The organism is Mycobacterium sp. 852002-51152_SCH6134967 (assembly GCF_001667105.1).
GTDB classification, from domain to species: domain Bacteria; phylum Actinomycetota; class Actinomycetes; order Mycobacteriales; family Mycobacteriaceae; genus Mycobacterium; species Mycobacterium neumannii_A.
This window is the reverse complement of the sequence record NZ_LZIK01000070.1, coordinates 16,536-39,605: the sequence shown is the minus strand read 5'-3', so window position 1 is coordinate 39,605 and position 23,070 is coordinate 16,536. Positions and strand designations below refer to the sequence as shown.

24 protein-coding genes are annotated in these 23,070 nt (G+C 66.4%); 3 read left to right on the top strand and 21 right to left on the bottom strand.

Features of this window, described 5'->3' with window-relative positions; translation table 11 throughout:
- Nucleotides 1–53 precede the first annotated feature (53 nt).
- A complete protein-coding gene (locus A5790_RS23540; protein WP_066849996.1) occupies nucleotides 54–1,508 on the top strand; it encodes an FAD-dependent monooxygenase in 1,455 nt (484 codons plus the stop codon).
- Complete coding sequence (locus A5790_RS23535) at nucleotides 1,505–2,110, top strand: TetR/AcrR family transcriptional regulator (RefSeq protein WP_066849993.1); 606 nt, start codon at nucleotides 1,505–1,507, stop codon at nucleotides 2,108–2,110. The genes A5790_RS23540 and A5790_RS23535 overlap by 4 nt, the downstream gene beginning before the upstream one ends.
- On the opposite strand, the gene nuoN is transcribed toward A5790_RS23535, so the two are convergent.
- From nuoN to A5790_RS23450, 17 genes are all read right to left on the bottom strand, one after another.
- On the bottom strand, nucleotides 2,107–3,681 hold the full coding sequence (nuoN, locus tag A5790_RS23530) for an NADH-quinone oxidoreductase subunit NuoN (protein ID WP_066849990.1): 1,575 nt from the start codon (nucleotides 3,679–3,681) through the stop codon (nucleotides 2,107–2,109). The two genes, A5790_RS23535 and nuoN, sit on opposite strands and share 4 nt — an antisense overlap.
- Nucleotides 3,678–5,243 (bottom strand): NADH-quinone oxidoreductase subunit M, encoded by a 1,566-nt coding sequence (locus tag A5790_RS23525; RefSeq protein WP_369816185.1) that lies wholly within the window; start codon nucleotides 5,241–5,243, stop codon nucleotides 3,678–3,680. Before A5790_RS23525 ends, nuoN begins: the two co-directional genes overlap by 4 nt.
- Nucleotides 5,240–7,120, bottom strand: coding sequence for an NADH-quinone oxidoreductase subunit L (gene nuoL / locus A5790_RS23520; RefSeq protein WP_066849987.1), 1,881 nt, complete (start codon nucleotides 7,118–7,120; stop codon nucleotides 5,240–5,242). Before nuoL ends, A5790_RS23525 begins: the two co-directional genes overlap by 4 nt.
- A gap of 7 nt (nucleotides 7,121–7,127) precedes the next feature.
- A complete protein-coding gene (gene nuoK, locus A5790_RS23515; RefSeq protein WP_066849984.1) occupies nucleotides 7,128–7,427 on the bottom strand; it encodes an NADH-quinone oxidoreductase subunit NuoK in 300 nt (99 codons plus the stop codon).
- A complete protein-coding gene (locus tag A5790_RS23510; protein WP_066849982.1) occupies nucleotides 7,424–8,194 on the bottom strand; it encodes an NADH-quinone oxidoreductase subunit J in 771 nt (256 codons plus the stop codon). The genes nuoK and A5790_RS23510 overlap by 4 nt, the downstream gene beginning before the upstream one ends.
- Entirely contained in the window at nucleotides 8,191–8,736 is a 546-nt protein-coding gene (gene nuoI / locus A5790_RS23505) for an NADH-quinone oxidoreductase subunit NuoI (RefSeq protein ID WP_066849980.1), read from the bottom strand. Before nuoI ends, A5790_RS23510 begins: the two co-directional genes overlap by 4 nt.
- Entirely contained in the window at nucleotides 8,729–9,970 is a 1,242-nt protein-coding gene (gene nuoH, locus A5790_RS23500; protein ID WP_066849978.1) for an NADH-quinone oxidoreductase subunit NuoH, read from the bottom strand. The genes nuoI and nuoH overlap by 8 nt, the downstream gene beginning before the upstream one ends.
- The gene (locus A5790_RS23495) at nucleotides 9,967–12,357 is read right to left on the bottom strand and encodes an NADH-quinone oxidoreductase subunit G (RefSeq protein WP_066849976.1); all 2,391 of its coding nucleotides are present in this window, start codon (nucleotides 12,355–12,357) and stop codon (nucleotides 9,967–9,969) included. The genes nuoH and A5790_RS23495 overlap by 4 nt, the downstream gene beginning before the upstream one ends.
- 51 nt (nucleotides 12,358–12,408) lie before the next feature.
- Nucleotides 12,409–13,725: an NADH-quinone oxidoreductase subunit NuoF gene (nuoF, locus tag A5790_RS23490; RefSeq protein WP_066849973.1), complete on the bottom strand. Its 1,317-nt coding sequence runs from the start codon at nucleotides 13,723–13,725 to the stop codon at nucleotides 12,409–12,411.
- The gene (gene nuoE, locus A5790_RS23485) at nucleotides 13,722–14,585 is read right to left on the bottom strand and encodes an NADH-quinone oxidoreductase subunit NuoE (protein ID WP_066849970.1); all 864 of its coding nucleotides are present in this window, start codon (nucleotides 14,583–14,585) and stop codon (nucleotides 13,722–13,724) included. The genes nuoF and nuoE overlap by 4 nt, the downstream gene beginning before the upstream one ends.
- The gene (gene nuoD / locus A5790_RS23480) at nucleotides 14,582–15,943 is read right to left on the bottom strand and encodes an NADH dehydrogenase (quinone) subunit D (protein WP_066810329.1); all 1,362 of its coding nucleotides are present in this window, start codon (nucleotides 15,941–15,943) and stop codon (nucleotides 14,582–14,584) included. The genes nuoE and nuoD overlap by 4 nt, the downstream gene beginning before the upstream one ends.
- Nucleotides 15,943–16,659 carry an NADH-quinone oxidoreductase subunit C gene (locus A5790_RS23475; protein ID WP_066849968.1) on the bottom strand — a complete coding sequence of 239 codons (717 nt, stop codon included), beginning with the start codon at nucleotides 16,657–16,659 and terminating at the stop codon, nucleotides 15,943–15,945. Before A5790_RS23475 ends, nuoD begins: the two co-directional genes overlap by 1 nt.
- Complete coding sequence (locus A5790_RS23470; protein ID WP_015305533.1) at nucleotides 16,656–17,210, bottom strand: NADH-quinone oxidoreductase subunit B family protein; 555 nt, start codon at nucleotides 17,208–17,210, stop codon at nucleotides 16,656–16,658. The genes A5790_RS23475 and A5790_RS23470 overlap by 4 nt, the downstream gene beginning before the upstream one ends.
- Nucleotides 17,201–17,575, bottom strand: coding sequence for an NADH-quinone oxidoreductase subunit A (locus A5790_RS23465; protein WP_064394376.1), 375 nt, complete (start codon nucleotides 17,573–17,575; stop codon nucleotides 17,201–17,203). Before A5790_RS23465 ends, A5790_RS23470 begins: the two co-directional genes overlap by 10 nt.
- Before the next feature lie 166 nt (nucleotides 17,576–17,741).
- Complete coding sequence (locus tag A5790_RS23460) at nucleotides 17,742–18,143, bottom strand: response regulator transcription factor (RefSeq protein ID WP_064394377.1); 402 nt, start codon at nucleotides 18,141–18,143, stop codon at nucleotides 17,742–17,744.
- A gap of 15 nt (nucleotides 18,144–18,158) precedes the next feature.
- Nucleotides 18,159–18,692 (bottom strand): YceI family protein, encoded by a 534-nt coding sequence (locus A5790_RS23455; RefSeq protein WP_066849966.1) that lies wholly within the window; start codon nucleotides 18,690–18,692, stop codon nucleotides 18,159–18,161.
- 55 nt (nucleotides 18,693–18,747) lie between these two features.
- Nucleotides 18,748–19,140, bottom strand: a complete 393-nt coding sequence (locus A5790_RS23450; protein WP_066849958.1) for a nuclear transport factor 2 family protein — start codon at nucleotides 19,138–19,140, stop codon at nucleotides 18,748–18,750.
- A 48-nt stretch (nucleotides 19,141–19,188) separates the two neighbouring features.
- Between A5790_RS23450 and A5790_RS23445 the strand changes: the two genes are divergently transcribed.
- Nucleotides 19,189–19,815 (top strand): class I SAM-dependent methyltransferase, encoded by a 627-nt coding sequence (locus tag A5790_RS23445; protein ID WP_066849954.1) that lies wholly within the window; start codon nucleotides 19,189–19,191, stop codon nucleotides 19,813–19,815.
- Nucleotides 19,816–19,870: 55 nt separating this feature from the next.
- Here the strand turns inward: A5790_RS23445 and A5790_RS23440 are convergent, their stop codons facing one another.
- From A5790_RS23440 to A5790_RS23425, 4 genes are read right to left on the bottom strand one after another with little or no spacing between them, the layout of a single operon-like run.
- A complete protein-coding gene (locus A5790_RS23440; protein ID WP_066849952.1) occupies nucleotides 19,871–20,224 on the bottom strand; it encodes a DUF6285 domain-containing protein in 354 nt (117 codons plus the stop codon).
- A complete protein-coding gene (locus A5790_RS23435) occupies nucleotides 20,221–21,192 on the bottom strand; it encodes a phosphotransferase family protein (RefSeq protein WP_066849949.1) in 972 nt (323 codons plus the stop codon). The genes A5790_RS23440 and A5790_RS23435 overlap by 4 nt, the downstream gene beginning before the upstream one ends.
- A complete protein-coding gene (locus tag A5790_RS23430; RefSeq protein WP_066849946.1) occupies nucleotides 21,189–22,427 on the bottom strand; it encodes an acyl-CoA dehydrogenase family protein in 1,239 nt (412 codons plus the stop codon). Before A5790_RS23430 ends, A5790_RS23435 begins: the two co-directional genes overlap by 4 nt.
- A gap of 20 nt (nucleotides 22,428–22,447) precedes the next feature.
- Nucleotides 22,448–23,068, bottom strand: a complete 621-nt coding sequence (locus tag A5790_RS23425) for a TetR/AcrR family transcriptional regulator (RefSeq protein ID WP_066849943.1) — start codon at nucleotides 23,066–23,068, stop codon at nucleotides 22,448–22,450.
- Nucleotides 23,069–23,070: the final 2 nt, after the last annotated feature.

The following is a 23,070-nucleotide window of genomic DNA, read 5'->3' as shown; positions in this document are numbered from 1 at the left end:
GGTTATCACCTACAGTATTTACGAAACGGTGCCGTAACGGAAAGAGGGAGGCGATGGGTTTCGACGTTCTCGTGGTCGGGGCAGGGCCGACGGGTCTGGCGGCGGCGTGTGGTCTGCTGCTGCAGGGTGTCCGTGTCCGGGTGATCGATGCGGCGGCCGCGCCCGCCACCACGTCGCGCGCCAACTTCCTGCACGCCCGCGGCTCCGAGGTGCTCGACCGTCTGGGTGCGCTCGGCGACCTTCCCGAAAAGTCGGTGCGGGCGATGAGCATCCTGACCTACCTGGGCGACAAGCCGATCATGCGCATCCGCTTCGGCGACCCCGGTATGGATACGGCCGCACCACCGATGGTGATCTCCCAAGCGGCGGTCGAGGCCGCTCTCCGGGACCGGTTCACCGAACTGGGTGGCCAGATCAGCTGGGACACAGAGCTTACCGATGTCCACCAGCACGGCGGGACCGTCACGGCCGTCCTCGCCGGTGGGAACGACCTCACCGCCGACTGGCTGATCGGCTGCGACGGGGCGAGCGGCGCCACCCGCCGCGCCGCGGGTATCGACTTCCCCGGAGTGCGCCTCACCGAACGCTTCCTGCTCGCCGACCTCCGCATCGACTGGGATCTCGACCGCTCAGGCACGACCGGCTGGCTACATCAGGACGGCATGCTCGGAGCGATGCCGATGCCAGGCGGTCTGTGGCGCATCATCGCCTACGATCCGCATTCGGGGCAGCAAAAGCCCACGGACGACGAGATACTCGCGCGATTGAACCGGATCATTCCCGAGCGCACCGGCCGCTCTGCGCCGGTCGAGCACGCGGAATGGCTGTCGATGTTCAGCGTGCACCGCCGGTTAGCGACAACATACCGGCGTGGCCGGGTGCTCATCGCAGGGGACGCGGCGCACACGCATGCGCCGTTCGGCGGACAGGGGATGCTGACGGGTCTCGGGGACGCCGAGAACCTTGCGTGGAAACTGGCGCTCGTCACGGCGGGCGCCGCCGACGAGAAGCTGCTCGACTCATACGAGGCTGAACGACGTCCGCTCGCCACGGAGGTGTTGCGCAACACGAGCGCGGTCACCAAAGTCAATGTGGCGCAGAGCAGCATCGGCCGCTTCATTCGCGACCGTGTCGTGGTCCCGGTGATGAACCTGCCCGCAGTACAGCGTTGGGTGACCTACCGCACCTCGCAGTTGTGGGTGACGTACCGCCGGGGTCCGTTGGCGGATCGGTCTTGCCGGTTGTCAGGCCAGCGTCCGGGGGACCGCGTGCCCGGGATCTCGGGCGACGAACTGCACGGGTGCTGGGGGCTTTTGGGGGCCGACCACAATCTGGCGAGGATCGTGACCGAGCACCTCGGCGAGACCCGCGTCGCCGTCATCGATCGGCGCATCGATGGCGATCCGATGCTGGTGCGCCCCGACGGCCACCTCGCCTGGCGTGGAAGACAGCCAAAGGCGTTGCGCCGATGGTTGAGTCGTGCGCTGGCAACAGGCAGCGTGCGATGACGACGCCAGGTCCGGGCCGGCCGCGCAGCAAGGACCTCGACACCGCCATCTTGCGGGCGGCGCTCGACATGTTCGTCGAACGCGGGATCGCGGGTATGAGCATCGAGCAGGTGGCCAAACGCGCCGGCGTCGGCAAACCCACGATCTACCGCCGTTGGTCGGGAAAGGAGCAACTCGTCGCGGATGCGATCGAAACGCATGTGAGCACGGACATACAGTGGCCCACCCGCGAGGAGATCACCGCCGGCGGCATCCATGATCTGGTGCGACACAACATATCCGGAGCCGCTCGCACGGCGACCGATCCTCGCTTCCGCGCATTGATCGCGCAGATCTACGGGTCGGCCGTCGCGCATCCGGAGCTGTTGCGGACGTACTGGGACCGCTACATCCAGCCCCGCCGTGACCTTGCCTTCGCCATGCTCGAGCGCGCGCAGCGCGACGGCGCGGTCGACGAGGACGCCGACCTCGACGTTCTCGTGGACATGCTGGCCGGCGCGGTGACCTATCGGGTTCTGCAACCGAATCCGCTGACCGAGCGGCAGATGCGGCGCTACCTCGAATCCGCCTACCGTCAGGTCGGCCTGCTGTCCCGCGACTAACGCAGGAACTGGTCGGCGTTGTTGGCCAGATCCAGAAGCGGTTGCGGCAGCGCGCCCAGTGCGAACGTGACCGCCGCGGTCACCGTCACGACCGTCGTGCTGAGCGCACTCGGCACCACCAGCGTCGGGGGGTTCTCGGGCGGATCGGTGAAGAACATCAACACGATCACCCGCACATAGAAGTACGCGGCGATCGCGCTTGCGAGGACGCCGACAACCACCAACGGCATCGCTCCGCCCTCGCCGGCTGCCTTGAACACCGCGAACTTCGCCACGAAGCCGCTGGTCAGCGGGATCCCGGCGAACGCGAGGAGGAACAGCGAAAACACCACGCCCACAATGGGGTATCGCCGCCCGAGGCCGGCCCACCGGGCCATCGCGGTGTCCTCTTCGCCGACACCGTCGCGAACCAGGCCGACCACGGCGAACGCTCCCACGGTGCTGAAGCCGTACGCGAACAGATAGAACAGCGTCGACGACAGTCCCGCTTCGTTCGCGGCAATCACACCGGTGAGGATGAAACCGGTGTGCGACACCGCCGAATACGCCAGCATCCGCTTGACGTCGGCCTGGGTCACCGCTGCCACAGTGCCGACCACCATCGTCAGGATCGCGATCGCCCACAGCACGGGTCGCCAGTCGTCGCGCATTTCGGGCAGCGCGACGTAGAACACGCGCAGCAGCGCGCCGAATGCGGCGATCTTCGTCGCCGCAGCCATGAACGCCGTGATCGGAGTCGGCGCACCTTGATACACGTCGGGAACCCAGCTGTGGAACGGGACGGCACCGACTTTGAACAGCACGCCGACCAGTACCAGTCCGATCCCGATCAGGGCCAGCGATGTCTTACCCGATCCCGCGGCGACGGCCTCCGCGATACCGACCAGATCCAACGTACCGGCGTATCCGTACAGCATGGCCACGCCGTAGAGGAAGAACGCCGACGAGAATGCACCCAGCAGAAAGTATTTCAGCGCTGCCTCTTGGGATAGCAGGCGACGCTTGCGCGCCAGACCGCACAACAGGTACAGCGGCAGCGACAGGATCTCCAGCGCGATGAACATGGTCAGCAGGTCATCGGATGCCGGGAACAGCAGCATGCCGCCGATGGCGAACATCGTCAGCGGGAAGACCTCGGTCTGGATCACGCCGGCCTTGGTGGCCACTTGTTCGGCGACGCTGCCGGGTACGGCCGACGCCTGGGGCGTGAATCCGTCCAGGCCGCGGCGACCACCGTCGGCGACCTCGGTGCCGACCTGTCGCTCAGCGATCAGCAGGACGCCGAGCACGCCGACGAGCAGGATGGTGCCCTGCAGGAACAGCGCGGGGGCGTCGATGACGACCGCACCCATCACGGCCGAGCGGCCGATGGAGCCGTGCAGGCTACGTGCGAGCACCACCACGGCGACCAGGGCGGCCGCCAGGCCCCCGAAGCAGAGCACCAGTTGGCTCGCGTACCGGTGCTTCCGCGGCAGGAACGCCTCGACGAGGACGCCCGCGATGGCGACCCCGAACACGATCAGCATGGGGCAGACCAGACCATATTCGACGGTCGGCGGGGTGAGGGTCATGGTCTCGGCCCTTCCGCGACTCTGGGTACGGGATCAGGTTGGTCGATGGTCGTCAGGGTGTGATCGACCGCGGGGTTGATGACGTCGAGTGCGGGTTTCGGATACACCCCCAGCACGATCAGCAGGGCGATCAGCGGTGCGACGACGACGAGTTCGCGCGGCACCAGGTCGCGCACCCGCTCGTTGCCCTCGGTGACGGCTCCGGTCATCATCCGCTGGTACATCCACAGGATGTAGATCGCCGACAGCACCAGCGCCGTGGCCGCGAACACCGCCAGCACCGGGTACCGCGTGAATGTGCCGATGAGCACCAGGAATTCGCTGATGAACGGCGCCAGACCAGGCAGCGACAGCGTCGCCAGTCCGGCGACGAGGAACGTGCCCGCCATCACCGGTGCCACCTTCTGGACGCCACCGAACGCCCGGATCAGTCGAGTGCCCCTGCGCGACACCAGGAACCCGGCGATCAGGAACAGGGCGGCCGTCGACAGACCGTGGTTGATCATGTACAGCGTCGAACCGGACTGGCCCTGGCTGGTCATCACGAAGATGCCCAGGATGATGAACCCGAAGTGGGAGATCGACGTGTAGGCGATCAACCGCATCACGTCGGTCTGGCCGATCGCGAGGATCGCGCCGTAGACGATGCCGATCACCGCCAGCGTGACCACCAGGGGTTGGAAATACGTTGACGCGTCGGGGAACAACTGCAGGCAGTACCGCAGCATCCCGAAGGTTCCGACCTTGTCCATGACCGCCATCATCAGCACCGCGCTGGCCGGGGTGGCCTCGACGGCCGCATCGGGCAGCCAGCGGTGGAACGGCCACAACGGCGCCTTGACCGCGAACGCGAACATGAAGCCACCGAACAGCAGGTTCATTACCGCGGGGTTGACGGCGAACTCGCCGCTGGACACCGCGGTGACGATCTCGCGGAAGTCGAACGTGCCCGCGGCGAACGCGTCGCTCGAGGCCGTCACCACGTACAGCCCGATCACCGCGGCCAGCATGATCAGGCCGCCGAACAGGTTGTACAGCAGGAACTTCACCGCCGCCTTGCTCCGGTTCTCGCCGCCGAAGCCGCCGATGAGGAAGTACATCGGAATCAGCATCGCTTCGAAGAACACGTAGAACAGCAGGATGTCCAGCGACACCAGCGACATCAGGACCATGCCCTCGACGGCCAGCGTCAACGCGAGGTAGGTCTGCACCGACCGACCGCGCAGGCCGGTCTGGGCGTCGGCGTCGTTCCAGCCCGCGATGATCAGCAGCGGCACCAGGACCGCGGTGAGCACCACTATCGCCAGTGCGATGCCGTCGACACCGAGGATGTAGCCGGTGCCGAATGACGGGATCCAGCGGTGGGATTCGACGAACTGGTACTGCTCACCACCGGGTTGGAAGCCGACTGCGACAACGGCGGTGATCGCCAGGACCGCGATCGAGACGGCCAACGCGAACCACTTGGCCAGCACCCGCTGGGCGGCAGGCAGCAGGATCGTCAGGGCGGCGCCGACGGTGGGCGTCGCCCACAGCACCGTGAGCCAGGGGAAGTTGTTCACCAGAGTTGCACCGCCAGGATCGCCGCGACCACCAGAACCGCACCTGAAAGCATCGAAAGCGCATAGGAGCGGGCATAACCCGTCTGTAGGCGCCGCAGACCCGTCGACAGGCGGCTGACCAGCCCTGCCAACCCGGTGGCCGCGCCGTCGACCGCCTCCTCGTCGATCTCGACGAGCCCGCGGGTCAGCAGTTGGCCGGGCCGCATCAGCGCCGCCTCGTTGAACGCATCGCCGTACAGATCGTTGCGCGCCGCGACGGCGAGCGCCGAACCGTCCGGGACGTCCTCTGGCACAGGCTTTCTTCCGTACATGCGGTAGGCGACGAGAATGCCGACGGCGACGACGGTCAGGATCACCGTCGTCACCACCCAGACGGGTGCGACGTGGTGTACCTCGTGCGCGCCGACGACCGGTTCGAGCCAGTGCTCCAGCGTGCCGCCGATCGCGAACGCCGCTCCCGAGCCCACGGAGCCGATGGCCAGCAGGATCATCGGCCAGGTCATCACCGCCGGCGCTTCGTGCGGATGCGTATTGGGAGCCCAACGCTTCTCGCCGAAGAACGTCATCAACATCACCCTGGTCATGTAGAACGCGGTGATACCGGCGCCCAGGATCGTCACGCCGCCCAGGATCAAGCCCTTGACGCCGCCGGCGCCGAGCGCCGCTTCGATGATCCCGTCTTTGGAGAAGAACCCGGCCAGCGGCGGCACCCCGATGATCGCGAGGTAGCCCAGGCCGAATGTGACGAACGTGATCGGCAGCGCTTTACGCAGGCCGCCGTAGCGTCGCATGTTGACCTCGTCGTCCATCGCGTGCATCACCGAACCGGCGCCCAGGAACAGGCCGGCCTTGAAGAAGCCGTGGGTGAGCAGGTGCATGATCGCGAACGCGTAGCCGACGGGCCCGAGTCCGGCGGCCAGCACCATGTAGCCGATCTGCGACATCGTCGACGCTGCAAGCGCTTTCTTGATGTCGTCCTTCGCGCAGCCGATGATCGCGCCGAACAACAGGGTGACGGCGCCGACGATGACGACGCCCAGTTGCGCGGTGGGTGCGAGGTCGAACACCGGTCCGGAGCGCACGATGAGGTACACACCCGCGGTGACCATGGTGGCGGCGTGGATCAACGCCGAAACCGGTGTCGGACCCTCCATCGCGTCGCCCAGCCAGGACTGCAGCGGCACCTGCGCCGACTTACCGCACGCGGCCAGCAGGAGCAGCAGGCCGATCGCGGTCAGCACGCCCTCGCCGGCGTTCGGCGCGGCGGCGAAGACGCCCGCATAGGAAATGGAGCCGATGTAGGCGAACATCACCATCATCGCGATGGCCAGGCCCATGTCGCCGACGCGGTTGACGACGAACGCCTTCTTTGCCGCCGTCGCGGCCGACGGTTTGTGCGCCCAGAAACCGATCAGTAGGTAGGACGCCAGACCGACGCCCTCCCAGCCGACGTAGAGGCCGAGGTAGTTGTCGGCGAGCACCAGAAGCAGCATCGCCGACAGGAACAGGTTCAGGTACGCGAAAAACCGTCGCCGCCCGGGGTCTTCGGCCATGTAGCCGATCGAGTAGATGTGGATCAACGAGCCGACACCGGTGATCAGCAACACGAAACACATCGACAGCGGATCGAGTTGCATCCCGAAGTCCACCTGCAGCCCGCCTACCGGAACCCAGGAGAACAACGCCTCGTGGATCGCGCGCTGTTCGGCGTCACGGCCCAGCATGTCGACGAAGAGCACGGCGCCGACCACGAACGACCCGAGGGCCGCGGCACAGCCCAACAGGTGGCCCCACGCGTCGGCCCGTCGTCCCCCGAGGAGCAGGATCGCCGCGCCGGCCAGCGGCAGCGCGATGGTCAGCCAGACAGGAATCGTCATCGCGCCTCTAGTTCTTCAGAAGGCTTGCGTCGTCGACCGAAGCCGACCGGCGGGTACGGAAGATGCTCATGATGATCGCCAGCCCGACCACCACCTCGCAGGCGGCGACCACCATGGTGAAGAACGCGACCACTTGGCCGTCGAGGTGGCCGTGCATGCGGGAGAACGAGACGAACGCGAGGTTGGCCGCGTTCAACATCAGCTCGACGCACATGAACACCACGATCGCGTTGCGACGCAACAACACTCCTGCCGCGCCTATCGTGAACAACAGCGCCGACAGATAGAGATAGTTGTCGGGATTCACTCCCCGCCTCCTCGGCCGTTCGTCACGGTGACGGTCCGCTTCTGCAGGATGGGGCTGACGGACAGGTCCGAACCGGAACCGTCAGGTAGGCGGGCGGCGATGTCGACGGCGTTGTTGCGCGCGAAGACACCGGGATTGGGCAGCGTCGTCGGATAGCCGCCCGGTTTGAACCGTTCTTCGGCGAGTTCGCGCTGGGTCTTGCGGCGTCCGAAGCGTTCCCGGTGTGCCAGCACCATCGCACCGAGCGCGGCGGTGATCAGCAGCGCGCTGGTCAACTCGAACGCCCACAGGTAGCGCACGAAGATGAGCGCCGCCAAGCCCTCGACGTTGCCACCCGCGTTCGCCTGCGCCAGGCCGGTGAAGCCGCCGACCGAGACGTTGCCGATGCCCGCGATGAGCAGCAGACCGAAACCGACACCGATGACGACACCGGCAACCCGTTGCCCGCGAATCGTTTCCACGAGCGAGTCCGACGAGTCGACACCGATGAGCATCAGCACGAACAGGAAGATCATCATGACGGCACCGGTGTATACCACCACCTGGACCACACCGAGGAACAGCGCACCCTGGGCGATGTAGAACACCGCCAACACAATCATCGTCATGGCCAGAAACATCGCGGAGTACACCGCTTTCGGTGCGGCGATCACCCCGAGCGCACCGACGACCGCCACGATCCCCAACACCCAGAACAGCACGGCCTCGGTGGTCGTGGTCTGCCCTGGGTTGTCGGCGGCCACGGCCGCGAGCAGGTCGAGCCTCATCGAACGTCCCCGGTGACCTTCTGGGTTTCCTGCTCGACGGGTCCGATGTTGCCCAGGTAGTAGTCCTCGTCGGTGGCGCCGGGGGCCATCGGATGCGGCGGCGGCAGCATGCCGGACCGCAACGGCGCCAACAACTTGTCCTTACCCCAGATCAGGTCGGCGCGGTTGTCGTCGGCCATCTCGTAGTCGTTGGTCATCGTCAACGCCCGGGTGGGGCAGGCCTCGATGCACAGGCCGCAGCCGATGCAGCGCAGATAGTTGATCTGATAGACGCGCCCGTAGCGCTCACCGGGGGAATACCGTTCGTCCTCGGTGTTGTCGTCGCCCTCGACATAGATGGCGTCGGCGGGGCAAGCCCAGGCGCACAGTTCGCAGCCGATGCATTTCTCCAGACCGTCCGGGTACCGGTTCAGTTGGTGCCGGCCGTGATAGCGCTTGGCGACGGGCCCCGGCTTTTCCGGATACTCCTCGGTGATCGGCTTTTTGAACATGGTTCCGAAGGTGACCCCGAAACCTTTCAGCGCGTCGAGGAACTTAGGCATCGGCTGGCTCCTTGGTTGCGGTCTGCGTGCTGCTCGGCAGGGGCGGGGTGGGGAAGATCTCCGGATCCAGGTTCTGCCGTGGGATGGCGCGAACGTTGCGTCGGCGCGCCGACCGCCACAGCGCCACGGCGATCAGCAGGACCGCGATGGCGCCGAGCGAGGCGAGCGTCGTCGTCACCTGACTGAAGCCCTCGTTGCGGAGCGCGCGCGCCGTGGCGACGATCATGATCCAAGCCAACGAGAACGGGATGAGCGCTTTCCATCCCAGCCCCATGAACTGGTCGTAGCGCATTCGGGGCAACGTGGCGCGCAGCCAGAAGAACAGGAACATGAACCCCCACACCTTGGCAACGAACCACAGCAGTGGCCACCACCCGGTATTGGCGCCATCCCACATGTTGATGGGCCACGGGGCGTGCCAGCCGCCCAGGAACATCGTGGTCGCCAGCGCGGAGACGGTGGTCATGTTGACGTACTCGGCGAGCATGAACATCGCGAACTTGATCGACGAGTACTCGGTGTGGAAACCGCCTACCAGTTCACCCTCGGCTTCGGGGAGATCGAAAGGCGCACGGTTCGTTTCGCCCACCATCGAAACCATGTAAACCAGGAACGACGGCAGCAGCAGGAAGATGAACCAGGTGCCGTCCTGGGCGGCGACGATGCCGGAGGTCGACATCGTACCCGCGTAGATGAACACCGCCACGAACGACAGTGCCATGGCGATCTCATACGAAATCACCTGCGCGCTCGAGCGAATGCCGCCCAGCAGCGGATACGTCGACCCCGAGGCCCACCCGGCCAGCACGATCCCGTACACGCCGATGGAGGTCGCCGCCAGGATGTACAGGACGGCGACGGGCATGTCCGTCAGCTGCAATGCGGTGCGGTGGTTGAAGATCGAGACCTCGCCGCCCATCGGGATGACGGCGAAGGCGATGAAGGCGGGCACCGCGGCGATCACCGGTGCCGCAAGGTAGACGAACTTGTCGACTCCCGCCGGGACCAGACCCTCCTTGAGCGCGAGCTTGACGCCGTCCACCAGCGACTGCAGCAGTCCCCTGGGGCCCACACGGTTAGGTCCGAACCGCATCTGCATGCGGCCCAGCAGTTTGCGCTCGATCAGGATCGCCGAGAGCACCGACAGCATCAGGAACGCGAAGATCGCGAGCGCCTTCGCGAGGATCAGCCACCACGGGTCATGACCGAACAGGGTGGGATCGGGATGGATCACGGTTCGGCCCGTCCGATCGACACGACATCACCGGTGGACACCCCGAGGCTTCGATGCACCGCCGAACCCGGCGAATTCAGGGGGAGCCAGATCACGCGGTCACCCATGTCGGTGATGGCCAACGGCAGCGTGATCGTTCCTCGCGGTGTCCTTGCTGTGACCAGATCGCCCTCCGCGGCGCCGATTTCGGCCGCGGTGGCGGCGGAGAGCCGTGCCACCGGAGCACGGGCGGTACCCGCCAGATGCGGTTCGCCGTCTTGTAGTCGGCCTTCGTCGAGCAGCATCCGCCACCCCGCGAGCACGGCTTGCCCCTCGGCCGGCGGCGTCCGCTTCGGCGGAGCAACGTTGGGCGCTTCGGGCCGTCGACCCGCCCACATTCCCAAGCGCGATATCTCGTCCCCGGCGGCCGCTGCGGTCGGCAGGTTCAACGCGACACCGATCTCGTCGGCCAGAAAGGTCAACACCCGCAGATCGGGGATGGCGTTCGTCTCCAGTGACGGCTCGAACGGACGAAGTCGGCCCTCCCAGTTCAGGAATGAACCGGCTTTCTCCACTACGGGCGCGATGGGGAAGACGACGTCGGCGACCGCCGTCACCGCGCTCTCCCGCAGCTCGAGGCTGACGACGAACGGTGTGGACTCGATCGCGGCCAGTGCCGCTTCGGGATCGGGTAGATCGTCGACCTCGACGCCCCCGACGAGCAGGGCGCCCAGTTCGCCGCTGCGCGCTGCCTCCAGGATCGCGGTGGTGTCGCGACCAGGATCGGTGGGCAACTCGCTGACGTGCCATGCCGCCGCGGTCTGCTCGACGGCCGCGCTGTCGGCGATCGGCCTGCCACCGGGCAGCAGGTTCGGTAGTGCGCCGGCCTCAGCCGCGCCTCGTTCGCCTGCCCGTCTCGGCACCCACGACAGCCGAGCGCCGGTCGCTTCTGCCAATCTGCTTGCCGCAGAGAGGGCTCCGGGCGATGTGGCCAGGCGCTCGCCGACCATGATGATCGCGCCTGGCAGCCGTAGCTGCGGGTCGTCGGCCAGCGCGTCGAGGGCGGCTGCCTCGTCGCCCGGGGCCGCGGTGACCAGGCGGCCGCGCAGCTTGGTCAGGGCGCGGCTGGCGAAGGGGGCGACGGAGATGACCTGCAGCCCCTTGTTGCGCGCGGCCTTGCGCAGCCGCAGGAACACGATCGGGGATTCCTCTTCCGGCTCGAAGCCGGCCAGCAGCACCGCCGGCGCATTCTCCAGATCGGTGTAGGCCACCGTCATCGGCTGTCCCGCGACATGGGCGGCCAGGAAGTCGGCCTCCTCGGCGCTGTGCGACCGGGCCCGGAAGTCGATGTCGTTGGTGTTGAGCACGATCCGGGCGAACTTGGAGTAGGCGTAGGCGTCCTCGACGGTCATCCGGCCGCCGACCAGCACGCCCGCGCTTCCGGCGGCGGCCGCCAGCCCGGTGCCGGCGACCACGAGAGCCTCCGACCACGAGGCGGGGCGCAACTTGCCGTCCTCGTCGCGGATCATCGGGGTGGTGATGCGGTCGCCCTGGGTGGTGTAGGTGAAGGCCCAGCGACCCTTGTCGCAGTTCCATTCCTCGTTGACCTGGGGTTCGTCACCGGCCAAGCGGCGCATGACCTTTCCGCGCCGATGGTCGGTGCGCTGGGCGCATCCCGATGCGCAGTGCTCGCACACGCTGGGGCTCGACACCAGGTCGAACGGCCGGGCCCGGAAGCGGTAGGCCGCCCCGGTCAGCGCGCCAACCGGGCAGATCTGCACGGTGTTGCCGGAGAAGTAGGACTCGAACGGTTCATCCGTCGCGATGCCGACCTGTTGCAGCGCACCGCGCTCGAGCAATTCGATGAACGGATCGCCGGCGATCTGCTCGGAGAAGCGGGTGCAGCGCGCGCACAGCACACAGCGCTCGCGGTCCAGCAGCACTTGCGAGGAGATGTTGATCGGCTTCGGGAAGGTGCGTTTGACGTCTTCGAAGCGAGTTTCGGCGCGGCCGTTGGACATCGCCTGGTTCTGCAGCGGGCATTCGCCACCCTTGTCGCACACCGGGCAGTCCAGCGGATGGTTGATCAGCAGGAACTCCATGATGCCCTGCTGCGCCTTGTCGGCCTCCGGTGAGGTGTACTGCGTGCGCACCACCATGTCCGGGGTGCAGGTCGTTGTGCACGACGCCATCGGTTTGCGCTGGCCCTCGACCTCGACCAGGCACTGCCGGCAGGCCCCCACCGGGTCGAGCAGTGGATGGTCGCAGAATCGCGGGATCTGGATGCCGATCAGTTCTGCGGCCCGAATCACCAACGTGCCCTTCGGAACGCTGACGTCGAAGCCGTCGATGGACAACTGGACCATCTCGACTCCGGTGTCTTCCCCGGTGTCAGCGGTCTGCGTCATTGCGCCCCCTTTTCGCCGCGAACGTGCGGCCACTGCAGACAATCGCCCCCATCAGGCCCCGACCCCTTCCGCCGCCATCAGCGTGGAGGCGTGCGGATCGAACGGGCACCCGCCGTCGAGGTGGGCGATGTACTCGTCGCGGAAGAACTTGATCGACGACATGATGGGTGCTGCCGCGCCGTCACCCAAAGCGCAGAACGCTTTTCCGAAGATGTTGTCGGAGATGTCGAGCAGCTTGTCGATGTCGGCCTCGGTGCCCGCGCCCGTCTCCAGGCGCTCGTAGATCTGAGCCAGCCAGTAGGTGCCCTCGCGGCACGGTGTGCATTTGCCGCACGACTCGTGGGCGTAGAAGTCGGTCCAGCGGCGCACGGCGCGCACCACGCAGGTGGTCTCGTCGAAGATCTGCAGCGCCTTGGTGCCGAGCATGGTGCCGACGCCGGCCATGCCCTCGTAATCCAGTGGTACGTCAAGGTGTTCATCGGTCAGCAGGGGAGTGGAGGAGCCGCCGGGTGTCCAGAACTTCAACCGGTGCCCGGAACGGACTCCGCCCGCATACTCCAGAAGTTCGCGCAGCGTGATGCCCAGCGGCGCCTCGTACTGTCCGGGGTTGGTCACGTGGCCCGACAGCGAATACAGCGTGAAGCCCGGAGACTTCTCCGAACCCATCGACCGGAACCAGTCGATGCCGTTGAGCAGGATGGGCGGAACGCTGGCGATCGACTCGACATTGTTGACCACGGTCGGACAGGCGTACAGCCCTGCGACGGCGGGGAACGGCGGCCGCAACCTCGGTTGTCCGCGTCGGCCTTCGAGCGAGTCCAGCAGCGCGGTCTCCTCACCGCAGATGTAGGCGCCCGCCCCGGCGTGCACGATCAGTTCCAGGTCGAAGCCCGACCCTTGGATGTCGTTGCCGAGAAAACCGGCCTCGTGCGCTTCGGCGACCGCGGCGTGCAGCCTGCGCAGCACCGGCACCACCTCGCCGCGCAGGTAGATGAAGGCGTGATGCGCCCGGATCGCGTAGGCCGCGATGATCGCACCCTCGATGAGGAAGTGCGGGGTCGTCAGCATCAGCGGAATGTCTTTGCACGTACCGGGTTCCGACTCGTCGGCGTTGACCACCAGGTAGTGCGGCTTGGCTCCGGCGCCGGTGTCGCTCTGCGGGATGAACGACCACTTCGTGCCGGTGGGAAAGCCCGCGCCGCCGCGACCCCGCAGACCGGACTCCTTCACCAGGGTGATGAGCTCGTCCGGGTCCATCGCCAGGGCCTTCTCCAGGGCGCGGTAGCCGCCGTGGCGGCGGTAGGTGTCCATCGACCATGGTTCCGGCTCGTCCCAGAACCGGCTGAACACGGGTGTCAGATCTGTCATGCGCGGGAATCCGTTGTGTCTGGGTCGGTTTCGACGGTTTCTGACTTCGGCGGGACGGTCGCCGACGGGCCGGGCGCGGACGCGTTCCTGGTGGCCTCGACACCCGCCGTTTGGTCGTCGAGCGTCTCGGTGGAAGCGGCGGAGGCGTCGGCGTCGGGCGCCTGCATGCCGCGTTCACGCGCGACCCGCAGCCCCGCCAACGTGGCGCCGCCGATGTTGTTGCCGAACGAGCGTGGGTCGGGCAGACCCGCGAGTGTGCGCGCGGTCTCCCGGAATGTGCACAGCGGCGTTCCCCGCGTGGGTTCGGGAGGTTGACCCTCGCGCAGCGCGTCGACGAGGTCGCGCGCCGAGGACGTCGTCTGGTTGTCGAAGAACTCCCAGTTGACCATTACCACCGGCGCGTAATCACACGCCGCGTTGCACTCGATGTGTTCGAGGGTGACGCGTCCGTCCGGAGTCGTCTCACCGGCATGGACGCCCAGATGTTCCTGCAGCGCTTCGAGAATCGCGTCACCGCCCATCACCGCGCACAGGGTGTTGGTGCACACGCCGACGAGGTACTCGCCGGTCGGCGTCCGCCGGTACATCGAGTAGAAGGTCGCCACCGCGGTGACCTCGGCGTCGGTCAGCCCCAACTGCTTGGCGCAGAACGTGATACCAGCGGGTGTCAGGCATCCGTCCTCCGACTGCACGAGATGCAGCAACGGCAGCAGCGCCGAACGCGACTGCGGGTAGCGCGAGATGATCATCTCGGCGTCGGCAGTGAGCCGGGCCACGACGTCGTCTGAATATGACACCGGCCCGTTGATCGGCGGGCCGGGTTCCTCGGGTCGCTGACCGAGCTCGAGGAATACGCTCACCTGTCCACGCCTCCCATCACCGGGTCGATCGACGCCACCGCGGTGATCAGATCGGCGACCATGCCGCCTTCACACATCGCGGCGACGGCCTGCAGGTTGTTGAACGACGGGTCCCGGTAGTGCACCCGGTAGGGGCGGGTGCCGCCGTCGGAGACCATGTGCACGCCGAGTTCGCCGCGCGGAGACTCGACCGCGACATAGACCTGCCCTGCGGGCACCCGGATTCCCTCGGTGACGAGCTTGAAGTGGTGGATCAGCCCCTCCATCGAATGACCCATGATCCTGGCGATGTGCTCGGGCGAGTTACCCAGCCCGTCCGGGCCGACCTTCAGATCAGCCGGCCAACCCAGCTTCTTATCCTCGATCATCACGGGCCCGGGCCGGAGTCGGTCCAGACACTGCTCGACGATCTTCAGCGACTCGTGCATCTCCTTGACCCGGATCAGATACCGGCCGTAGGAGTCACAGCCCTCGTCGGTGATCACGTCGAAGTCGTATGTCTCGTAACCGCAATACGGTTGGGTCTTGCGCAGGTCGTGCGGCAGCCCGGTGGAACGCAGGCAGGGCCCGGTGATCCCGAGCGCCATGCACCCGGTCAGATCGAGATAACCGACGCCGACCGTGCGGCCCTTCCAGATGTAGTTCTCGTTGAGCAGGTCCTCGAGGTCCTTGAGCCGCTTGGGCATCAGCTCGAGCACCTCACGGATCTGCGGCACTGCCTCGTCGGGAAGGTCCACCGCCACCCCGCCCGGACGAACGTAGGCGCTGTTCATCCGCAGGCCCGTCACCGTCTCGAACACTGACAGGATCTGCTCGCGCTCACGGAATCCGTAGAACATCGCGCTCATCGCGCCCAGTTCCATCCCGCCGGTCGCCAGCGCGACAAGATGCGAGGAGATCCGGTTGAGCTCCATCATCATCACGCGGATGACGCTGGCGCGCTCGGGGATCGCGTCGGTGACGCCCAGCAGTTTCTCGACGCCCAGACAGTAGGCCGTCTCGTTGAAGAACGGCGACAGATAGTCCATCCGCGTGACGAACGTGACGCCCTGCGTCCAGTTGCGGAACTCGAGGTTCTTCTCGATTCCGGTGTGCAGGTAGCCGATTCCGCAGCGGGCGGAGATGACCGTCTCACCCTCGATCTCGAGGACCAGCCGAAGCACGCCGTGGGTGGAGGGGTGCTGCGGACCCATGTTCACGACGATGCGTTCGCCTGCGTGGGCCGCGGCCGCATCCTTGGCGGCCTGGACCACTTGGTCCCAATCCTGGCCGCCGACAACGATTACCGTCTCGTTGTTGTCCGACGCGGCCGAGGATGAAGCGCCGCCCTGCGTGGGCGGGACGTGCGAAATGCTCATCAGCTGTAGGCCCTCCGTTGATCGGGCGGAGGGATCTCGGCGCCGTGATACTCCACCGGGATGCCGCCCAACGGGTAGTCCTTGCGCTGCGGGTGCCCCACCCAGTCGTCCGGCATCTCGATCCGGGTCAGGGCGGGATGCCCGTCGAAGATGATGCCGAAGAAGTCGTAGGTCTCGCGTTCGTGCCAGTCGGTGGTGGGATAGACCTCGAACAGCGACGGGATGTGCGGGTCATCGTCGGGTGCGGCGACCTCGATCAGGATCCGCCGGTTGTGCGTGATGGACATCAGCGGATACACCGCGTGCAGTTCGCGCCCGACTTTGTCGGGGTAGTGCACCCCACTGACCCCGAGGCACAACTCGAAACGCAACTGCGGATCGTCCCGCAGCGCACGGGCCACGATAGGCAACTGATCACGCTGCACCTCGAGGGTCAGCTCGTCGCGGTGCACCACGACCCGCTCGATCGATGCCGCGTAACCGTCCTCGCCGAGCACCTCGGCGAGCCGATCGACGACCTCGTCGAAATAGCGGCCGTAGGGACGTGGCGAGCTGCCGGGCAGCGCGACGGGCCGCACCAGGCGCCCGTAGCCGGAGGTATCGCCCGATCCCTTAACCCCGAACATTCCGCGGCGGACACTGATGATCTTCGGTGCGTCCGCTTCGGCGCCGTTGCCGTTCGTCGCGTTCTGCTCTTCACCCGGGCCGCTGGTCATCGCAGCAGCCCCTTGAGCTCGATGGTCGGCGTGACGGCCAGCGCGGCCTGCTCGGCCTCGCGGATCGCCTCTTCGCGGTGCACGCCGAGCGGCATCTCCTGAATCTTGTCGTGCAGCTTCAGGATCGCGTGCAGCAGCATCTCGGGGCGCGGCGGGCAACCGGGCAGGTAGATGTCCACCGGGACGACGTGATCGACACCCTGGACGATCGCGTAGTTGTTGAACATCCCGCCCGAGGACGCGCACACCCCCATTGCCAAAACCCACTTCGGCTCGGCCATCTGGTCGTAGATCTGCCGCAGCACCGGCGCCATCTTCTGGCTGACTCGCCCCGCGACGATCATCAGGTCGGCCTGGCGGGGCGTGGCCGAGAACCGCTCCATGCCGAACCGGGAGATGTCGAACCGCGGGCCTGCCGTGGCCATCATCTCGATCGCACAGCACGCCAGCCCGAACGTCGCAGGCCACAGCGAGCCCTTGCGGATGTAACCCGCCACTTTCTCGACCGTGGACAGCAGGATCCCGCCCGGCAACTTCTCCTCTAGTCCCATGCCAGACCTCCCCGTCGCCACACATAGGCGTAGGCCACGAACACCGTCGCCATGAACAGCAGCATCTCTATCAGCGCAAACAGTCCGAGATTGTCGAAAGCAACCGCCCACGGGTACAGGAAGACGATCTCGATGTCGAAGATGATGAACAACATCGCGGTCAGGTAGTACTTGATCGGAAACCGCTGGCCGGTCGGCTGACCGGACGCACCCCCGTGCGGCACCGGCTCGATGCCGCATTCGTAGGCCTCGAGCTTGGCCCTGTTGTAGCGACGCGGACCGACCAGCAGAGCAATGGCAACCGAGCCGACCGCGAACGCCGCCGCAATAGCGCCAAGCACCAGGATTGGCGTGTACAAATCCATACCGAGCAAACGCTCCCTCGTGGGCTGTTCGATGTGAGCTTACCCACACCCTAGCGCCCTTTGGGATGCGCGCCACACCTTTTGGTTAGTATCGCTATTGGCAACGCGTGGCTATGTCGTCATGCCTCGAATAGGCAAGTGCGACAGGGGTTTACGTGTTTTCTGGCTATTGCACCAGGGTGCGCAGCAGCGAGGCCACGGCGTCGCCGAGTCGGATCGGATCGATCGGGTGGGGAACCGCGGCTTCCGCGCGCGACCAGCGGGCCAGCCACGCGTCATCGGGACGGCCGGTGAGCACCAGGATCGGCGGGCAATCCTCGATCTCGTCCTTGAGCTGCTTGGCGATTCCCATCCCGCCGACGGGGGTGGCCTCGCCGTCGAGGATCACCAGATCGAACCCGCCTTCATCCATCTGGCGGATGACCATGGGGCCCGTCGCCACCTCGACGTAGGTCAGCTCTGGCAACTCCGGATGCACCCGCTTACCGAGCGCGAGTTGTACCTCTTCTCGGGTCCTGGGGTTATCGCTGTAGACGAGGACCCGCAGCGGACGCGATGACTCGGCCATGTCGTGATCGTACGGCTAGCGGGTGTGCCGGAACACCAAGTCGCCGGAGATCGTCGACTTGTCACCGATCATGCCCACCAGGTTGCCGTCGACGCCGAAGTCTCGCCGGTTGACGGTGGCCTCGGTGACCAGCCGCATCCCGCCGTCGCCGACCGGTGTGACCTTGGTTCGCAGCGTCAGGGGTTTGGTCGTGCCCTTGATGGTCAGTTCGGCGCGCAGGTCGATGGTGTCGCCGTCGATCGCGTCGGCCCCGGTGATGAGCACGCTGATTTCCGGATGGGTTTCTGCGCCAAAGAAATCGGCGGAGTGCAGATGTTCGTCGCGCTTGCGGATACCGGTGCGCAGCGACGCGGCGTTAATCTCGATGTGTCCGGAAACCGTTTGCGGAGCCGATAATTGGCCGTCACCGCTGAACTCGGTGAACCGGCCCTTGACGGGTACCAGGCCCCACATCGACTTGCTGCGCACCGCGATCGTGGACTGAGCCGGGTCCAGCTTCCACGTTCCTGTCGAGGCGGGATCGCTGAAAAGTTCGCTCAGGCTTACCATGTCGTCTCCTAGCTCGGTTTGTCGGATCGGCTTGTGGCCGGTGTGGCCGGCCGGGTCACGTGGTGGGCTCGAGCAACGGAGCGATCTCCGTTGGGTCGAAGTACTCGTCGATCCGGCTGATCAGCCCGTCGGCGCCCAGCTTGATGATGATGCCCACGCGCATCGCGATGACGCCGCCGTTGTGTCCTGTCGCGTGTAGGATGTGCTGCTGGACCAGCCCTCCGTCGAACAGCTGACGATCGATGACCTCGTATCGGCGTTGTGAGGTGGTGTCGATGAACCAGTGCAGGACTCGAAGCGCCCGGTCCTTGTCACGGTCGCGGTCGGCGACCTTCCAGACCACGACGTCGTCGTGCCACAGCCGCGAAATGGCGTCGCGGTCGCCGGTCTCGATCGCCGCGAACAAGCGATCCGCCACGTCGGTGACAACGTCGTGGGCAACGGTCACGTGATCCTCCTTGACCTCAACACCGATTGAGCTTGAACACTGGCGGGCATGGATGTGACACCTACTCTCTCGCTATTCGACGACGCCTACAAGAGCGGAACCGCACCGTGGGTGATCGGCGAGCCGCAGCCGGCGATCGTCGGCCTGGAACGCGCGGGCCTGATCAGGGGCGCGGTGCTCGACGTCGGCTGTGGCGCCGGTGAGCACACGATCCTGCTCGCCGGCCTCGGCTACGACGTGCTCGGCGTCGACTACGCACCCTCGGCGGTCGAGCATGCCCGCAGAAACGCCGAGGCCAAGGGCGTCGACGCGCGGTTCGAGGTCGCCGACGCGATGGATCTCGGGGAGGCCGCCTACGACACCATCGTCGACAGCGCGCTGTTCCACATCTTCGACGACACCGATCGCGCCAGGTACGTGCGCAGTCTGCACGCGGCGTGCCGGCCGGGCGGGCTGGTCCACGTGCTCGCGCTCTCCGACCGCGGCCGCGGGTTCGGCCCGCAGGTCAGCGAATCCGACATCCGCGGCGCGTTCGGAGACGGGTGGGTTTTCGAGTCGCTGGGGGAGACCACCTACCGCGGCATCGTTCAGCCGGCTCAGGCCGACGCGATCGGATCGGCGCCCGGAACTCTCGTCGACGAACCGGCGTGGCTGGCCCGAATCCGCCGCCCCTGACGCGATTTGTGCACGATCGGGAGCGCTCACCGCTCCTCGATGTGCACAAATCGCGTCAGTAGCCGGGGTGGTTGACGTCCAGGCGGTGCCGGACGATCGTCCGCAGCACCGGCAACAGCTCTGCGGCGCGGCTGTCGAGCTCACCCGAGCGGATCGCCGCGGCCAGTTCGGGTTCGTCGTGGTAACCGATCTCGCGCAGAGCGTCGGTGACCTCCCCGGACGACGTGTCGAGTAGTTCGCGTTCGACGATGCGCAACACATTGGCCGCGACGCGGGCGTGGAAGTTGACCTGGCCGGCATCGGCCACCCCGCTGTCGGGGCCGGTGATGTTGCGGACGTCGTTCTCGAGGAAGCCGGCGACGGCGGCGATGAGTTCAGCCGCCGTCGGGCGGCCGTACAGCCAGGTCATCGCGGTCCTCCTCCTTCGAGCAGATCCAAAACGTCCCATTCGGTTTCGCTGACGCGCCGTCCGATCGCGGCCAGCTCGACCGACTCGGCCTGCCCCGACAGATGACGTTCGGCCTGGTACCTGCAGATGACGCCCCACCGCAGCGTGGCAACGGTCAACCACCACCGGAACGCCTCCCGATCGAGGGTCGTGTTCGCGGCGGATTCGTAGGCGGCCAGGAAGTCCTCGACGCTGCCCAACCCGCCGGCACCGTGATGCTCCGGCGCGCCGAAACGCCATGCCCGGATACAGAACCAGGCCAGATCTTCATAGACCTCACCGACGTGCACGAGCTCCCAGTCCAGCACCGCGGCCAGCCCGTTGTCGTCGACGATCAGGTTGCCCATCCGGAAGTCACCGTGCACCAGCACGTGCGGGGACGGAGCCGGCCGGTTGGCCTCAAGCCAGCGGAAGGCCCACTCGAACGTCGCTGTGGTGTCGCCCATTTCGTCGAGCCGGACGCGCCACTCCGACAGCTGGTCCGACGGTGGCACGTCGATGCTCTGACGGTCTGCACGGTGAACGGCGGCCAGCGCCTCGGCGCACTGGTGCAGCAACCGTTCACGACCGGAGTCGTCCAACGAGCGATAGATCCTGCGCACGATCGTCTCGCCACCGATGGCGTCGCAGATCAGGTACGGATTGCCCAGTGCGGCAGGGGAGTTGTCGGCGGCGAGAATGTGGGGCACCGGTGCCCCCGCGGCGGCCGCCCGCTGCTGAACGGCGGCTTCCAATTCCATGCTCGCGTGGATGTCGTCGGGCGGGCCCGTACGCAGGATCAGGGCGCGACGCGTATCGGTGACCGCATCGAACGCCCACGTCGTGCGGCTCGCGCCGCCGGTCAGCGCGTGCAGATTCTCGACGGTCACGGCCTCGCCGAGCACCGGCCCGAGGACGCCAGTGAGGCCTTCGGCGAGTAAGCGGTTCAACGCTTGCCGAACCCGAACAGCCGCTGTGCCACCCGCCGGATCTGAATCTCCTCGGCTCCCTCGGTGATCCGGTAGCGCCGGTGATGCCGGTAGATGTGTTCGAACGGTTCGTGTCTGCTGTAGCCGACGCCGCCGAACACCTGCATCGCGCGGTCGGCCGCTTCGCAGACCAGCCGGTTGGCGCGGTAGTTGGCCATCGACACCTTGTCCGAAACCTCCATGTGGTGGTTGCGGTCCAACTCCGTTGCCGCGTAATACACCAGCAAACGCACCATCTGGGCCTCGGTCTGCAACTCCACCAGCGGCCACTGCACGGCCTGGTTCACCGCCAGCGGTTTGCCAAAGACCTTGCGGTCGTTCGCGTATTGCACGGCGCGGTCGATGCAGAACTGCGCGGCGCCGAGGCTGCTGGCGGCCTGGCGAATCCTGTTCTCGTGCAGGAATGTCTGGCCCACCTCCAGGCCTCGGTCGATCTCACCGAGCACCGCGTCGGCGGGCACCCGGACGTCCTTAAGCTCGACCTCGCCGTGGTCGGTCGGCATGTTGAACGACCACCAGTAGTACGGCACCGTGAATCCGGGGGCGTCGGTGGGCACCAGGAATGCGGTGATGCCGCGGGCCTGTCCGGCTTCGCCGGAGGTGCGGGCGAACACCAGATCGTGGGTGGCGCGGTGCACACCGGTGTTGAATCGTTTGGCGCCGTTGATGACCCACTCCTCACCGTCGCGCACCGCGGTGGTCTCCATCCAGGTGGCGTCCGAACCGTGTGCGGGTTCGGTGAGGCCGAAAGCCATCGACCGTTTTCCGGTGATCAACGCCTCGGTCCACTCGGCCTTCTGCGCGTCGGTGCCGAACCGGTCCATCATGATGACCTGCGGGAAGTTACCGACGATCGACGACTCGTTCTGCAGGTCGTTGTGCAGCCCGAGACCCTTGTGCGCCAGATGTTCGCGGATGACGGCCATGTCGATGTTGCTGCCGTCGCGGCCACCGAACCGGGACGGCAGCCCGTAGCGCAGCCAGCCCGCCGCGTCCGCGCGCCTGCGCATCTCGTCGAGCAGGTCCTCCCATTCCCGCCGGGGGATCCCGTCGTTGTCCCAATCCGTACGGGCATGTTCGCGACGCTTGTCGAAGTACTGGATGTTCTCGCGTTCCAGCGGTTTGATCTCCGCCTCGATGAAGGCGTCCATCTCGGCAAGGAGTGCGGGCAGATGGTCGGGCAGGGCGAAATCCACGGTGATTTCCTTTCCGGGGTTCAGAAACCGTACAGCGTCTTCTTCCAGATCCTCGACAGCGTCGCGATCGCATCCTCGTCGGTCAGCTCGATGCCGAGGCCCGACGTTCCGACGAAGACGGTGGTGAAGTTCTCGAACAGCAGCGCGATGGCCGCCGCGGTGTGCTCGGGGTTGAGCTCGGCACCGTAGCCCTGCTCCTGTGCGCGCCGCACCGACGTGGCCACCACATCCATCCCCAACCGGCGAAACTCATTCTGCACGGCGGCGAATCGCGGTTGGGTCGTAGCCAGTTGTGCGACCGCGATCATGATCCCGATGTTCTGTTTGAACATGTTCCAGTAGCCGGTGACCACGGTGCGGAAGAACGCGTCGTCATCCGGCGATTCGGGTAGGTCGAGCGCTCCGCCGGATGGTGCCACCACCTCGCGCAGAAACGACTGTGCGAGCACCGCCAACAGGTCTTCCTTGTCCGCGAAGTAGCGGTAGAACGATGCGGGTGACTTACCGGCCGCCGAGGTGATGTCGCCGAGCGTCGTACCGTGGAAACCGCGTTCTGCGAACAGTTTCCGCGCGGCCTTCTCGATGGCCTCGCGGGTCTGGCGGCCCTTGGCGCTCAGTGTCGGCGACGGTCCGGTGGGCACGT

Excerpts from the sequence above, each read along its gene's own strand:
- A5790_RS23540 (WP_066849996.1), top strand. The coding sequence starts at position 54 with ATGGGTTTCGACGTTCTCGTGGTCGGGGCAGGGCCGACGGGTCTGGCG.
- A5790_RS23535 (WP_066849993.1), top strand. The coding sequence starts at position 1,505 with ATGACGACGCCAGGTCCGGGCCGGCCGCGCAGCAAGGACCTCGACACC.
- nuoN (WP_066849990.1), bottom strand. The coding sequence starts at position 3,681 with ATGACCCTCACCCCGCCGACCGTCGAATATGGTCTGGTCTGCCCCATG.
- nuoL (WP_066849987.1), bottom strand. The coding sequence starts at position 7,120 with ATGACGATTCCTGTCTGGCTGACCATCGCGCTGCCGCTGGCCGGCGCG.
- A5790_RS23510 (WP_066849982.1), bottom strand. The coding sequence starts at position 8,194 with ATGAGGCTCGACCTGCTCGCGGCCGTGGCCGCCGACAACCCAGGGCAG.
- nuoI (WP_066849980.1), bottom strand. The coding sequence starts at position 8,736 with ATGCCTAAGTTCCTCGACGCGCTGAAAGGTTTCGGGGTCACCTTCGGA.
- A5790_RS23495 (WP_066849976.1), bottom strand. The coding sequence starts at position 12,357 with ATGACGCAGACCGCTGACACCGGGGAAGACACCGGAGTCGAGATGGTC.
- nuoF (WP_066849973.1), bottom strand. The coding sequence starts at position 13,725 with ATGACAGATCTGACACCCGTGTTCAGCCGGTTCTGGGACGAGCCGGAA.
- nuoD (WP_066810329.1), bottom strand. The coding sequence starts at position 15,943 with ATGAGCATTTCGCACGTCCCGCCCACGCAGGGCGGCGCTTCATCCTCG.
- A5790_RS23475 (WP_066849968.1), bottom strand. The coding sequence starts at position 16,659 with ATGACCAGCGGCCCGGGTGAAGAGCAGAACGCGACGAACGGCAACGGC.
- A5790_RS23470 (WP_015305533.1), bottom strand. The coding sequence starts at position 17,210 with ATGGGACTAGAGGAGAAGTTGCCGGGCGGGATCCTGCTGTCCACGGTC.
- A5790_RS23465 (WP_064394376.1), bottom strand. The coding sequence starts at position 17,575 with ATGGATTTGTACACGCCAATCCTGGTGCTTGGCGCTATTGCGGCGGCG.
- A5790_RS23460 (WP_064394377.1), bottom strand. The coding sequence starts at position 18,143 with ATGGCCGAGTCATCGCGTCCGCTGCGGGTCCTCGTCTACAGCGATAAC.
- A5790_RS23455 (WP_066849966.1), bottom strand. The coding sequence starts at position 18,692 with ATGGTAAGCCTGAGCGAACTTTTCAGCGATCCCGCCTCGACAGGAACG.
- A5790_RS23445 (WP_066849954.1), top strand. The coding sequence starts at position 19,189 with ATGGATGTGACACCTACTCTCTCGCTATTCGACGACGCCTACAAGAGC.
- A5790_RS23440 (WP_066849952.1), bottom strand. The coding sequence starts at position 20,224 with ATGACCTGGCTGTACGGCCGCCCGACGGCGGCTGAACTCATCGCCGCC.